Here is a 12698-nt window from a genome sequence, read left to right as displayed (position 1 = left end):
GGAACCACCCCATGTGGAGCGAAACCGCCCACCTGACAGAATCTCAGCCATGCGCGTATACCTGGGTGCCGACCATGCCGGCTTCGAATTGAAGAACCAAGTGAAGGATCATCTGACGCAGGCCGGTCACGACGTGGTCGACTGTGGAGCCCACGAGTACGACGCCGTCGACGACTACCCGGCCTTCTGCATCGACGCCGCCCGCCGCGTCGTCGCCGACCCGGGCAGCCTCGGCATCGTGTTCGGCGGCAGCGGTAACGGTGAGCAGATCGCCGCGAACAAGGTTCCCGGCGCGCGCTGTGCGCTGGCCTGGAGCGTGGAGACCGCGAAACTGGCTCGTGAGCACAACAATGCGCAGCTCATGGGTATCGGCGGCCGGATGCACAGCACCGAGGAGGCCTTCGCCATCATCGATGCGTTCCTGGCGACGCCGTGGTCGGACGAGGCGCGGCATCAGCGGCGCATCGACATCATCGCCGAATACGAGAAGTCCGGTCAGCCGCCGGCGGTGCAGAGCTAGCAGGCATCGAGCGGGCCGGGCCACGCGCCCGGCCCGTCCGGCCGCGTGCGGGCCGGGGTGAGCGGAACGGAATTCGGCCGATGCCTGAGGGACATACGCTGCATCGCCTGGCGAAGCTGCATCAGCAGCGCTTCGCCGGCGGTGTCGTGCGGGTATTCAGCCCGCAGGGGCGCTTCGCCGACGGTGCCGCCCTGGTCGACGGAGCCACCCTGACCAAGGCCGAGGCGTGGGGTAAACATCTTCTGCACCACTACGATTCGGGTCTGGTCGTCCATGTGCATCTCGGTCTCTACGGCACCTTCACCGAATCGCCCGCGCCGCTGAGCGATCCGGTCGGCCAGGTGCGGATGCGGATGATCGGCGCCGGTAAGTCCGCGGCCACGCTGTACGGGACCGATCTGCGCGGTCCGACGGCGTGCGAGGTCCTGCACGCACCGGAGGTCGACGCCCTCACCGCCCGCCTCGGCCCGGATCCGCTGCGCCGCGACGCCGATCCCGATCGGGCGGCGCAGCGGATCCGCCGTTCGAACCGGTCCATCGCGGCGCTGCTGATGGACCAGTCCGTGGTGGCGGGTGTGGGCAATGTCTATCGAGCGGAAGTGCTGTTCCGGCACGGCATTTCACCGCAGCGCCCCGGTCGCGCCGTCACGGCCGGGGAGTGGGATGCGCTGTGGGCGGATCTCGCCGCGCTGATGAAGGTCGGCGTGCGCAAGGGCGCCATCGTCGTGGTGCGCCCCGAACACGACCGCGGCGCGCCGTCGTATGCGGTCGGCAAACCGCGCACCTACGTCTATCGCCGTGCCGGCGAGCCCTGCCGGATCTGCGGGACCACCGTCGCGCATGCCGTGCTCGAGGGGCGAAACCTGTTCTGGTGCCCGACCTGTCAGCCGGCCTGAGTCGCCGGTATCGCCGAGGCGCGCCGCCGGAGCAGCCGCGTGAGCGCGAGTCCGAGCAGCGCGCCGGCGACGAGGACGTAGGTGTTGCCCAGTAGGTGCTGCCACCAGTTCCAGGTGAGCTCCCGGTCGCCGCCGCCCGGTACCAGCACCTGTCCGATGAGGAACGGTGCGGTGACGGCGGCGATCGCGCCGGCCACCGTCGCGGCGGATCTGCTGGTGGACCACAACGCGGCGGTCACCAGCGCGGGTGCCACCCACACCCAGTGATGGGTCCACGACACCGGCGAAACCAGCAGCAGCACAGCGGCATTCACGAGCAGCGCGGCGACCGAGAGTTTTGTTGTCGCGGGGGCGTTCCCGGGTGTGACCGGGGCGGTGCGCTCGGCGCGGAAGAGCAGGTACATCGCGACCGCGCCGGCGGCGGCGACGGCGAGCCCGAGACCGAGCCATACCGCCGCGGCTGCGGATTCGGGCAGGCCGAGCCGGTAGACCATGCCTTTGAGGGACTGGTTGCCGGCGTAGTAGGGCGCACCGATGCGACCGGTGTCGACGATCGCGTGCAGCCAGTACTGCGTGGACGTCCGCGGGAACAGCACGAATCCGGCGAGCACCACCCCCGCGGCGGTCGCCGCCGCCGTTCCCGCCGCTTTCCAGTCCCGGCGGATCAGCAGATACAGCACGAAGGCCGCGGGGGTCAGTTTCGTGACGGCGGCGATGCCGATCAGCACGCCTCGGGGCCAGCGCGGCTTCTCCGTCAGGCAGTCCAGCGCGACCGCGGCCATCAGGATGATGTTGATCTGCCCGAACCACAGTGTCGTGTGCACCGGCTCGAGCGCCGCCATCGCGATCACGCCGGGGGTGATCAGAGTCGCTTTCGACCGCGGGTTCAGCTCGGGCCGGACCCGGGAGAGCACCAGCCAGATCGTCACCCACAGACAGGCCAGCGAACTGGCCGTCACCGCGATCTCCGCGAGCCAGAGCGGCATCACGGCCAGCGGAGTCATCAGCAGCGCTGCCGACGGGGGATAGGTGAACGGCAGGTCGGTGTGGCCGGCTACCGGTAGCGGCGGCCCGTACAGTGCGCCGTGGTGCAACCAGGCCAGGGTGTCGACCCGATACACCTGTAGATCGAGAAAACCGTGCAACGCCGAGATGAGCAGGGCAGCCGACACCGAGAGCAGGAGTCCGATCAGGATCGGGATGCGGGGGAAATATCTCGTGTCGTCCGAATGCTGTTGGCGCAGCAGCTGACGCCGCTCCGCCCGCACCGTGATCATGAAGCTGAGACCGACCTTTCGATGTTCGCCGTTCGGCGCTCGGGCGCGGCGAACCACGTCGTGTAGAACAGGGAGATCACGGCCGCCAGTGCGGCCATGACCGCGAGTCCGGACGGCAACGGATGGGCGGCCATGGTCTCTGCGAGGAAACGATAGGACAGCAGCAGCCCCGCGAAAACCCCGGCGCCGAGGGTCACCATGTGAATCCGCTTGCTGTCCCAGCCGCGATCCGGTTCGCGCAGTGCCGATTCCACCGTGAGGGACAGGATCGCACCCGCCACCAGATCGCAGCCGTAGTGGTAGCCGAAGCCGAGCGTCGCCAGCAGCGTGCACACCAGCCACACCGCACCGCCCCAGCGCAACCACCGCGGCCCGGTGCGCGAATGCACGAACAATGCTGTGGCCCAAGCGGTGTGCATCGACGGCATGCAGTTGCGGGCGGTGCCGCCATCGAAGAGCATCGGCACCGGGGTGCCGGTGATCGCCGGCACCGTGTGCGGCCAGTCGCCGATCTGCAGGCCGTGGCCCAGCGGGCCGTAGGCGAAGACCGGGCCGACCACGGGAAACAGCACGTAGACCAGCGGCCCGACGATGCCCAGTACCAGGAAGGTGCGCAACAGGTTGTGCCGTGGCCACGGCCTCGTCGTCACGTTGCGCAGCTGCCACACCGCGACCACCACGGCGGCCGCCGGCAATTGGATGTACACCGCGTGCAAGATGCTCGACGGGATCGGGCCCGCCGCGTCCAGGAGACTGCCGACGACCCACGCCGGATCTCCCAGTGCGCGATCGGCGTATTGCACGTACTGATCCAGTACGCGCGGACCGGCGGAGATGCTCACCAGCAGCCAGGTGTCGGCGAGCTTCGACGCCATGATCAGCAACACACCGAATGCGATGGCGCGCAGGGCGATCCGCCGGCGCCGCCCCCGCCACCGAGCGACGGTCAGCACGAGCGCGGTCAAGACCAGCGTGGGGCCGGTTCCGATCGAGAGGTGCCAGTGACACAGCGCCTGCACGCCGAGCACCAGCAGGTCCAGTACCGCAGCCGACGCGAGGCTGATGACGCGCACGCGCGCGGGCACGCCGACGCACGCGAGGCCGAGGCCCGCCCAGGAGACGAACGCCGACTGCGGGTCGGCGGCGTAATCGGCGAGGAGACTACGAAAGGGCCCGAGGGCGCCGTGCGCGGATGCCCACACCTGGGCGATGGTGAGCAGGGCCACAGCGCCGACGACTGCGGCAGTGGCTCCTGCTCGGGGCTTTTTCCCACCCCCGGATAACGACGACGAGGGAACTACCCTCGCCTCGTGGTCGATCAACACTGAAGATCGATAACACAACGTAAACGGAGGCGCAACTTCCGGTTACCGGAAAGCTAAAAACCTCCGTCGAATCCGCCCCCGTCGAAACCGCCACCGCCGTCGAAGAAGCCGCCACCGTCGAAGCCGCCGCCGTCATAGCCGCCGCCCTGGTCATACCCGCCGCCGTCGTAGCCGCCACCCTGGTCGTAGCCACCGCCGTCGTATCCGGCGGTGTCGTATCCGCCCTGGTCACCGCCGTCGAAGCCCTGACCGGTGTCCTGTCCGGCATCCTGACCCGCGTCGAATCCGGTGTCATAGCCTGCGCCGTAACCGTTTTCGAAGCCGGCCGCGCCGTAGCCGACGCCGTGCATACCACCGAACAGCGCATCGAACAGCAGCACCGAGCCCACGCCCCAGGCGCCTGCGACCAGCGCGGTCTTCCACCACGGCTCGGAATACCAACCGGCCGGAACCGGACGCCCGGCGACCCGGCCGCCCGGATAGTAGTTCGGAGTGTGCGGAGAAGGCGTCGGCGACGCTTCGATGCTGCGGCCGTCGAAGTCGACGGTGCGGTCCTCGGTGACGCGTCCGGCGGACCGCTGTCCGTCCAGTTCGGGGACCGGCGGACCGGGATCGAGATTCATCGCGGTGCGGGCCGCGCGCACGTAGTACAAGCCCTCGATCGCGGTTTCCTTGGCCAGGCGAGCCTGGGTGACCGTTGTGGCCTGATCGATTTGCGAGCCGGCGGCGTTGAGCCGTTCACCCGCATCCGCCAGCGCCTGTTTGGAGGCCTGGTCGGTCCCCGTGAGGTTGTAGACCTGGCCGCCGAGGCGTTCGATCAACCGGCGTGCGTCGGCCTTCGCGTCGGCGAGCTGGTTGTTGTCCCGGGCGCGTTGGTTCGAGCGCCCCGCGACCATCATCGCGACACACGCGATCAGCACGACGACCAGAAGAATCAGCAGCAGCCACACATCGACCAGAGTACGCGTCGGCGGTTTGCCCGAGGCTTGCTCTCAGCCCGCGACGGCCGCGTCGTAGTCGAGTCGGGCGGCGTCGTAACCGCCCGGCTCGCCGTCGGAATCGCCGAGCTCGGAGAGTGCGAACTGCCGCTTGCCGGCCGTCTTGGCCGAGTACATCGCCCGGTCCGCGCTGCGCAGCAGATCGGAGAAGTCGCACGGCCGCCCGGGCGGGGAGAAGGCGGTGCCGACGCTCGCCGACACCGGCACCGGTCCGGCGTCGGTCGGCACCGGGTCGTGCAGGGCGGTCAGCACGCGCATCGCCACCTCGGCGAGGGTATTGCGGCGGGCGGGCAGGGCGAGGACGAATTCGTCTCCGCCGTAGCGGCATACGACCGTTTCGTCCGGGCAGGCCGCGCGCAGCCGCCGCGAGATCTCCACCAGCACCTCGTCGCCGACGGAATGGCCGTAGCCGTCGTTGATCTGCTTGAAGTCGTCCAGGTCGATCAGCAGCAGGCCCACGCCGCGGGTGTGGTCGGTGGCCATCACACGCACCCGTTCCTGCAACAGGGAGCGGTTGGCGAGGTCGGTGAGCGCGTCGTGGGTCGCCTCGTGCCGCAGCCGGTTCTGCAGCGCCGCGATCTCCTGTACGCGCACGGAGACCGCTGCCGTCAGATTGCGCTCCTGCTGGGCCAGGGCGCGCTGCTGCAGGGCCTCGGCATAGCTGTCGATGGCATGGCTGGCCACGAACGGCCACCGGGTCGCCACCAGCGAGCCGGGCTCACCCGGCGCGAAGCCCAGCAGGGCCCTGGTGGCGGGGGCGAGCATGCGGGTGCGGTCGAAGGGCGCCTCGGCCAGCCGTCGCCCGATGGCGCGGGCGGCCGGAACCGGAAACGGTTCGGACTGTGCAAGATTCAACAATTCGTCGACGATGGCCGCGAACACCTGCTCCAGGTGTTCGGGCTCGACTGTCAGCCCGCTGCCGGGATAGACGGCACGAACCCAGTCCCGTGTCGTCGCCGCGACGTTCGCGGCGGTCTGCGTGTCGAGTTCGGCAGGCATCGCCGATCACCTCGCGCAGACGTCGTCGACGCCGGCGCTCCGGCCGGTCACGCCCTCCGGAACGCGCTCACTGCTTCGCGGTCGAGTACACCTTCGGCGCACGCTCACCGCCCCCTTTCCAGATACCCCCGTCCGGCAAAAAGGATCCTAGCAAGCCACTCGACACCGAAATGCGCTGTTTTACAACCTGTTCCGATAAGTCACGAATGGCGATCGGCAGTGTGATCGACTCCGGGCCTGCGGCGTTACACCCTGCCCCAGCGTGTCGCTCGCGGCGTGTTGCGGGGGATGTTCACTCACGAGTGTGCGGGACTTCGTGAAACGTTCTTATCGCAGGCCAGGGGCCTTGACACGGGATCTGGCCCACGCGGCGGCGGTGAGTCGCCGGTGACGAGTATCACAGCAGGTTGAGGGGTTCGGGCGTAGAGGTTTGCTGTCCAATCGCTACGAGCCTGTTCCGGGTGGAGGTCGGGGCGCCGGTGAGCGGCTCGGCGGACGCGCCGGGCGAAAACCGGGTGTGCGATTGGCATTCCGGAAGTGAAGTTCGGTACAGTCCTACACGCAGACGACATCGTGGCGATCCCATTGGTGTCGTATGCCTGCGGGTGTAGTTCAATGGTAGAACCTCAGCCTTCCAAGCTGATGGTGCGGGTTCGATTCCCGTCACCCGCTCCGAGGTGGGGATTGTCGGCAATTCCCGGCCGCCGGATCCCGTCCATCGGGAGGCGCCAGCGCAACCGCTGGACGGAAACGGGATGTAGCGCAGCTTGGTAGCGCATCCGCTTTGGGAGCGGAGGGTCGCAGGTTCAAATCCTGTCATCCCGACCACAGACGACCGGGAATTTTCGCTCGTCCGTGGGCGCTGGAGGGTGAAGGGTCGCGTTCTGCGGCCGACCGGACGATCGCAACCGTACCCGGTTCCCGACAAGACGGTATTTCCGAAAGGAATGCTGACTATGGCGTGGATCGTGCTGGTGCTGTCCGGAGTCTTCGAAGCCGTCTGGGCCACCGCGCTGGGGAAATCACACGGCTTCACCCGCATCGTGCCGTCGCTGGTCTTCGCGGCCGCGCTCGTCGCCTCGATGTCGGGTCTCGCCTACGCGATGCGCACACTGCCCGTGGGCACCTCGTACGCGGTGTGGGTGGGCATCGGGGCCGCGCTCACCGTGCTGTACGCGATGATGACCGGGGCCGAGCAGGCCTCCCTGGTGAAGATCGTATTGCTGCTGCTGATCGTCGCCGGGGTGGTGGGCCTGAAGGTGACCGGTTAGCCGGTCGGATCGGCCCGTCTCGGCGCACTGATCCGACGGGAGTATCCGAGCAATCCCTCCGGGGTCGAGGACGGCAGTGCGAGCGGCCCCGGATGCCATCCGGAGCCGCGTACGCCGACTGCCGCCCGATCGTCCACTCCAGGTGCACGCCCGCGTACCCCCCGGCTGCCGATGTACCGGTTATCGGCTGTGACGCGCCGGCCGGGCGGAACCGGCCGAATGCGATTGCGCGTGAACGCGTTTCGTTCCACCGGTCGAGCGTGCGGTACCCGGCGAGCGGCCCGACGAACCGCGCTCGGTCCGGCCCGTTCCGGCGGCGCCGCGTTCGCGCGCCGACTGCTTGCCGCCTGTGCGGGCAGGAGCGTCACGAAGTTCGCGACCGGGTCGCCCTCCTCCGCTCCGGCGGTTGTCCGACGCGGCGGCACGGTCGTTGTCCACGGTGCGCCGGCGCCGCGACGTGGCACGACCGTCGGTATCCGTGGTCGCTCGGTCGCGGTCGGGCGCGAACCGGCCGCGTGGCGGCGCGGTGCGGTCGGCGGTCGCGGTGCGACCGGTAGCCGCCGTTGCGGTGCCGCGCCGCCGGGGATTGCGGGCCGCGCTGTCGCCTCGGGGGCGGCGGGAATTCTGCTCGGCGCGTTCGGGTTTCGCGGCGGGCGCAACCGGTGCCGCGACCGTACCGACCAATGCGGTGACCTGGGCCGAATCCGGGCTCACCTGTTGCGGGCGGACATCGAGTCCGGCCTTGCGCAGCAGTACCGCGACGTCCTTGCGCTGTTCCGGCAGCATGATCGTCACGACGTCGCCGGTGCTGCCGGCGCGGGCGGTGCGCCCCGAGCGGTGCAGATAGGCCTTGTGTTCGGCGGGCGGGTCGACGTGCACGACGAGTTCGACATCGTCGACGTGGACGCCCCGGGCCGCGATATCGGTCGCGACCAGGACGCGCGTGGTGCCGTCGGCGAAGGCGGCCAGATTGCGGTCGCGCGCGACCTGCGACAGATTGCCGTGCAGATCGGCGGCCGGAATTCCGGCCGTGGTGAGCTGTTTGGCCAGCCGTCGCGCATGATGTTTGGTGCGCATGAACAGGATTCGCCGTCCGGTTCCGGAGGCGAGGGTCTGGACCAGCACGCGCTTGGCCTCGCTGTCGCCGATCTCGAAGACGTGATGGGTCATCGCGGGTACCGGTGAATGGGCCTCGTCGACCGTATGCGACAACGGGTTTCGCAGGAAGCGCTGCACCAGCTTGTTCACGCCGTTGTCCAGGGTGGCGGAGAACAGCATCCGCTGCCCGTCGGCCGGGGTCGCGGCCAGGATTCGGGTGACGCCGGGCAGGAAGCCGAGATCGGCCATGTGATCGGCCTCGTCCAGGACCGTGATCCGCACCTCGTCCAGGGCGACCAGGCGCTGTTTGATCAGATCCTCCAGCCGGCCCGGGCAGGCGACGACGATATCCGCCCCCGAGCGCAGCTCGCGGACCTGGCGCGCCTGCGGCACCCCACCGAACACCGTCACCACTCGCAGGTCGCAGGCATCGGCCAACGGTTGGAGGGTCGCCGCGATCTGAGTGGCCAATTCGCGGGTGGGCGCCAGCACCAGACCAGCGGGCCGGCCCGGGCTGCGCCGGTGGCCGAGGCGATGCAGCCGGTCGACCATGGGAATCGAGAATGCGAGGGTCTTACCGCTGCCGGTGCGCCCGCGAGCGAGCACATCGCGGCCGGCCAGCGTGTCCGGAAGGGTCGCGGCCTGGATCGGCAGCGGTGCGGTGAAACCCTGCGCGGTCAGCGCGCGCACCAGCGGCGCGTCGACGCCGAGGGTTGCGAAGGTGGTGGCAGGGCTCGGTGAACGAGTCGTCATGAGTAGTCGTGGTGCCTTTCGAGCAGCAGAGTCAACCGCAGCGGCGCTGGGGTTGCAGCGGCGCCGGGCTTCGTAGCACGCACGGAGGCTGACCGCTGGGTGGCCGACGCGAAGAGTAGACATCCACGACGGAGGGAGTACGAGTAACCGATACTCCTCGATCAGCCTATCCCGTCCCGGCGGTTTCCCGTGCATTCAGGGACAGTGACGGTTCTCTCCTCACCGGGCGACGTGGATCACCGGACTGTGCGGACCACTGGGCCGGCTGGTTCGCTGGGCGGGTTCACAGGCTTCTCCCAGCGCCGTCCCAGCCGGTCGGCGGCGCGGCCGACCATCATGGCAGCCATGACCGAAACTGCTATCGCGCCGGGCCGGCCGGCGGACGGCGCGACGACGCCCGGCGGGCGCCGCACCCGGAGCCTGCCGTGGGAGTACCTGGGGCTCGCCGCGCTGCTGGGCGGCACCGCGCTCGCCTATCTGTGGAACCTGAGCGCGAACGGCTGGGCCAACTCCTTCTATGCCGCCGCGGTGCAGTCCGGTGCGAAATCGTGGAAGGCGTTCTTCTTCGGTTCCTCGGACTGGGGCAATTCGATCACCGTCGACAAGACGCCGGCGTCGCTGTGGCCGATGGAGATCTCGGCTCGCCTCTTCGGGATGAACAGCTGGAGCATGCTGATCCCGCAGGTGCCGATCGCGGTGGCCGCGGTCGCGCTGCTCCGGTCGACGCTGCGCCGGACCTTCGGCCCCGGAGCCGGGCTGCTGGGCGGGCTCGCGCTGGCGGTGACGCCGGTGGCCACGCTCATGTTCCGCTACAACAACCCGGACGCGTTGCTGGTCCTGCTGATGATCGCCGCCGTGTGGGCGATGACGCGCGCGCTCGAGGACGGCAGATGGCGCTGGCTGCTGCTGTGTGGCGGTTTCGTCGGACTCGGATTCCTGGCCAAGCAGCTGCAGGTGTTGCTTGTCGTGCCCGCACTGGCGCTGACCTATCTGTTCGCCGGGCCGCCCCGGCTCGGTAAGCGGCTGCTGCAACTGCTCGCCGCCGGGGCCGCGCTGGTGGTCGGCGCCGGGTGGTGGGTGTTGGTCGCGCAGCTGTGGCCGACCGATTCGCGGCCGTATTTCGGTGGTTCGAAACACAATTCGATCATCGAACTGACACTCGGTTACAACGGACTGCAGCGGCTCGGCGTCGATTCCGGCGGCGGATTCGGCGGTCCGCCCGGACCCGGCGGACGCGGCCACGGACCGTCGTTCGGTTCGGAGGCCGGGATCACGCGACTGTTCAGCGAGACCGTCGGCGGTCAGATCGCCTGGCTGATCCCGGCGGCGCTGATCCTGTGCGTCGCGGCTGTCGTGCTGTGCGGCAAGGCGTCCCGCACCGACACCCGGCGGGCCGCACTGCTGCTGTGGGGTGGCTGGGCGCTGGTCACCGCCCTGGTGTTCAGCTTCATGAAGGGAATCTTCCACCAGTACTACACCGTTGCCCTGGCGCCCGGCGTTGCCGGTGCGGCCGCGATCGGTGCCGTCGTGCTGTGGCGGCAGCGCGATCGGCTCCGGGTCCGCCTCGTTCTGGCCGCGGCGGCCGCGCTGACGACGGTCACCGCGGTGATACTGCTCGATCGCACCCCGGATTTCGTGCCGTGGTTGCGGTGGATCATCGGTGTCGCGGGCGCGGTCGCGACCGTCGCGCTGGTGATACCGCAACCGCGCCGGACGGCCGCTGGGACGGCCGTCCTCGCGGTGGCCGTCGCGATCGCCGGACCGGTGGCCTACTCGATCCAGACCATCGCGACCGCCCACAACGGCGGGATCGTCCTGGCCGGACCGAAGACCGGCGGCGGGTTCGGCTTCGGCTTCGGACCGGGCGGCCCCGATGGCGCGTGCGGACCCGCCGGCCCGGGCGCGAACGGAACTCGTCCGGGTGTCCCGGGCCAGGAGGTACCCGGCGCCCCGCCTGCTGGGTCGGAGAACGGATGCGCCGCAGCCGCACCCGGCGCAGGGCAGCGCGCGGTCACCGACCATCCGGCCGGTCCCGGTATGGGTGAGCGGACGAATGAGCAGTTGATCGATCTGCTGAAGAACACCGGCGCCGGCTACACGTGGGCGGCCGCGGCGATCAGCTCGATGGGTGCCGCGGACCTGCAGCTCGAGTCGGGCTACGCGGTCATGCCGATCGGCGGATTCGGTGGCGGCGATCCGTCGCCGACCCTCGATCAGTTCCGCGCCGATGTCGCACAGGGGCGCATCCACTACTTCGTCGGGTCCGAGCGGCGCGGCCCCGGATCGGGGGAGACCTCGGCGGCGAGCCGGATCGCCCAGTGGGTCGAGAGTACGTATGCGGCGACCGATGTCGGCGGTACCAAGGTCTACGACCTGACGGCGCCGACGGCCGCTCGGTAATCCGCGCGGCGCGTGGCGGCCCCGCGCCGCCACCGCCTCGGTTCGGTGCGGCAGACTGCGACCATGACCGGAGCCACGGCGTCGAAATACAGTGCGGGAGTTCTGCTGTTCCGGCATGCCCCGCGGCTGCAGGTGTTGCTCGGACATATGGGCGGTCCGTACTGGGCGCGCAAGGATGCCGGTGCCTGGTCGGTCCCCAAGGGTGAGTACGCACCGGATTCCGAGGATGCCCGGACGGCCGCGGCGCGGGAGTTCACCGAGGAACTGGGCCTGCCCGTACCGGACGGTAAGTGGATCGCGCTGGGGGAGTCGCAGTACGGCAGCGGTCGCTCCCGCAAGCAGGTCACGGTGTGGGCCGTGGCCGGCGACCTGGATCCGGAGCAGGTGGTCCCCGGCACCTTCGAGATGCAGTGGCCGCCGAGATCCGGCCGCATGCAGGCGTTCCCGGAGATCGATCGGGTCGAGTGGCTCGAACCGGAGCTCGCGCGCGAGAAGATCGTCGCTGGTCAGCGTCCGTTCCTGGACCGGCTGACCGAGGTGCTCGCGGACGGCTGAGGTTCAGCGGCAGGCGTCGGTGATCCCCTCGCCACCGGATTCGACGAGCCGTACGCCCTGGAGTTCGTGAACGGTCAGCCGATGGGCGGGGCGTGCCCCGTCCCACGTCGGGACGAGGTTGCGACGACGCGCGGCGTAGGCGGTCATGAGATCGCGTGCCAGCCGGGCCGGCGATACGCGGTCGACCGCGGCCCGCCGCAGAATCACCACCAGCAGATGGTGCGGAATGTCCTCGGGATCGCCGAGCGGGCGGAAAGTCCTCGCCCGCACCGGAACCGACAGTGGCGCAGCCGTTTCCGCGTCCATGAATTCGGTGATCGCGTCCGGCAATTCGGCCGCGGCCACCGGCGTCGGCACCAGTCGTGGCAACACCGCCGCGGTCGCGGACAAAACCCGGGGCGCGGCACTCGAACCGGGCAACGGGTACACGGTGCGTAGCTGTTCGTGCCGCGCGATCAGATCGGCGAAGGCGTCGCGCAATCCGACGGCATAGAGATATCCCGTGAAATGCACGGTGAACGATGCCGTCCCCGGGGGCGTCGGATCGACAGGTGGCACGGCGGGCACCACCGCGGCGGTCGAGCGCAGTTCCATGCGGCATTTCCG

At 69.5% G+C, this 12698-nt stretch carries 11 protein-coding genes, 2 tRNA genes and 1 riboswitch; of the genes, 7 read left to right on the top strand and 6 right to left on the bottom strand.

Features of this window, described 5'->3' with window-relative positions:
• The first annotated feature begins 49 nt into the window (after positions 1–49).
• Together NK1_RS03350 and NK1_RS03345 are read left to right on the top strand one after the other, a co-directional pair.
• On the top strand, positions 50–520 hold the full coding sequence (locus NK1_RS03350; protein WP_036499357.1) for a ribose-5-phosphate isomerase: 471 nt from the start codon (positions 50–52) through the stop codon (positions 518–520).
• An 80-nt stretch (positions 521–600) separates the two neighbouring features.
• On the top strand, positions 601–1416 hold the full coding sequence (locus NK1_RS03345) for an Fpg/Nei family DNA glycosylase (RefSeq protein ID WP_063007104.1): 816 nt from the start codon (positions 601–603) through the stop codon (positions 1414–1416).
• Here NK1_RS03345 and NK1_RS03340 read toward each other — a convergent pair.
• The 4 genes from NK1_RS03340 to NK1_RS03325 form a co-directional block, all read right to left on the bottom strand.
• Positions 1404–2693 carry a glycosyltransferase family 87 protein gene (locus NK1_RS03340; protein WP_084460543.1) on the bottom strand — a complete coding sequence of 430 codons (1290 nt, stop codon included), beginning with the start codon at positions 2691–2693 and terminating at the stop codon, positions 1404–1406. The genes NK1_RS03345 and NK1_RS03340 overlap by 13 nt on opposite strands.
• Positions 2690–4018: a phosphatase PAP2 family protein gene (locus NK1_RS03335; protein ID WP_063007103.1), complete on the bottom strand. Its 1329-nt coding sequence runs from the start codon at positions 4016–4018 to the stop codon at positions 2690–2692. The genes NK1_RS03340 and NK1_RS03335 overlap by 4 nt, the downstream gene beginning before the upstream one ends.
• A gap of 53 nt (positions 4019–4071) precedes the next feature.
• On the bottom strand, positions 4072–4917 hold the full coding sequence (locus tag NK1_RS34880; protein WP_084460574.1) for a GA module-containing protein: 846 nt from the start codon (positions 4915–4917) through the stop codon (positions 4072–4074).
• A gap of 93 nt (positions 4918–5010) precedes the next feature.
• Positions 5011–6015, bottom strand: a complete 1005-nt coding sequence (locus tag NK1_RS03325) for a GGDEF domain-containing protein (RefSeq protein WP_063007102.1) — start codon at positions 6013–6015, stop codon at positions 5011–5013.
• 601 nt (positions 6016–6616) lie between these two features.
• On the opposite strand from NK1_RS03325, the gene NK1_RS03320 reads away from it, so the two are divergent.
• The 3 genes from NK1_RS03320 to NK1_RS03310 all read left to right on the top strand — a co-directional run bounded on the left by NK1_RS03320 (position 6617) and on the right by NK1_RS03310 (position 7286).
• A tRNA-Gly gene (locus NK1_RS03320) sits at positions 6617–6687 on the top strand.
• A 79-nt stretch (positions 6688–6766) separates the two neighbouring features.
• Positions 6767–6843 (top strand) — tRNA-Pro (locus tag NK1_RS03315).
• A 43-nt stretch (positions 6844–6886) separates the two neighbouring features.
• Positions 6887–6954: riboswitch (guanidine-III (ykkC-III) riboswitch) on the top strand.
• Between the two features lie 17 nt (positions 6955–6971).
• Positions 6972–7286, top strand: a complete 315-nt coding sequence (locus NK1_RS03310) for a DMT family transporter (RefSeq protein WP_063007101.1) — start codon at positions 6972–6974, stop codon at positions 7284–7286.
• Between the two features lie 180 nt (positions 7287–7466).
• Here NK1_RS03310 and NK1_RS03305 read toward each other — a convergent pair whose 3' ends face one another.
• A complete protein-coding gene (locus NK1_RS03305; RefSeq protein WP_084460541.1) occupies positions 7467–9137 on the bottom strand; it encodes a DEAD/DEAH box helicase in 1671 nt (556 codons plus the stop codon).
• A gap of 345 nt (positions 9138–9482) precedes the next feature.
• On the opposite strand from NK1_RS03305, the gene NK1_RS03300 reads away from it, so the two are divergent.
• Complete coding sequence (locus NK1_RS03300; RefSeq protein WP_063007100.1) at positions 9483–11537, top strand: ArnT family glycosyltransferase; 2055 nt, start codon at positions 9483–9485, stop codon at positions 11535–11537.
• Between the two features lie 63 nt (positions 11538–11600).
• Positions 11601–12092, top strand: a complete 492-nt coding sequence (locus NK1_RS03295; protein ID WP_063007099.1) for an NUDIX hydrolase — start codon at positions 11601–11603, stop codon at positions 12090–12092.
• Positions 12093–12095: 3 nt separating this feature from the next.
• On the opposite strand, the gene NK1_RS03290 is transcribed toward NK1_RS03295, so the two are convergent.
• Positions 12096–12686 carry a condensation domain-containing protein gene (locus NK1_RS03290; RefSeq protein WP_063007098.1) on the bottom strand — a complete coding sequence of 197 codons (591 nt, stop codon included), beginning with the start codon at positions 12684–12686 and terminating at the stop codon, positions 12096–12098.
• Positions 12687–12698: the final 12 nt, after the last annotated feature.

This window comes from Nocardia kruczakiae NBRC 101016, assembly GCF_001612965.1.
In the GTDB taxonomy this organism is placed as follows: domain Bacteria; phylum Actinomycetota; class Actinomycetes; order Mycobacteriales; family Mycobacteriaceae; genus Nocardia; species Nocardia kruczakiae.
Note: the sequence above shows the minus strand (reverse complement) of the source record. Positions and strands in the feature narration are given on the sequence as shown.

Excerpts from the sequence above, each read along its gene's own strand:
- NK1_RS03350 (WP_036499357.1), top strand. The coding sequence starts at position 50 with ATGCGCGTATACCTGGGTGCCGACCATGCCGGCTTCGAATTGAAGAAC.
- NK1_RS03345 (WP_063007104.1), top strand. The coding sequence starts at position 601 with ATGCCTGAGGGACATACGCTGCATCGCCTGGCGAAGCTGCATCAGCAG.
- NK1_RS03340 (WP_084460543.1), bottom strand. The coding sequence starts at position 2,693 with ATGATCACGGTGCGGGCGGAGCGGCGTCAGCTGCTGCGCCAACAGCAT.
- NK1_RS34880 (WP_084460574.1), bottom strand. The coding sequence starts at position 4,917 with ATGATGGTCGCGGGGCGCTCGAACCAACGCGCCCGGGACAACAACCAG.
- NK1_RS03325 (WP_063007102.1), bottom strand. The coding sequence starts at position 6,015 with ATGCCTGCCGAACTCGACACGCAGACCGCCGCGAACGTCGCGGCGACG.
- NK1_RS03310 (WP_063007101.1), top strand. The coding sequence starts at position 6,972 with ATGGCGTGGATCGTGCTGGTGCTGTCCGGAGTCTTCGAAGCCGTCTGG.
- NK1_RS03305 (WP_084460541.1), bottom strand. The coding sequence starts at position 9,137 with ATGACGACTCGTTCACCGAGCCCTGCCACCACCTTCGCAACCCTCGGC.
- NK1_RS03300 (WP_063007100.1), top strand. The coding sequence starts at position 9,483 with ATGACCGAAACTGCTATCGCGCCGGGCCGGCCGGCGGACGGCGCGACG.
- NK1_RS03295 (WP_063007099.1), top strand. The coding sequence starts at position 11,601 with ATGACCGGAGCCACGGCGTCGAAATACAGTGCGGGAGTTCTGCTGTTC.
- NK1_RS03290 (WP_063007098.1), bottom strand. The coding sequence starts at position 12,686 with ATGGAACTGCGCTCGACCGCCGCGGTGGTGCCCGCCGTGCCACCTGTC.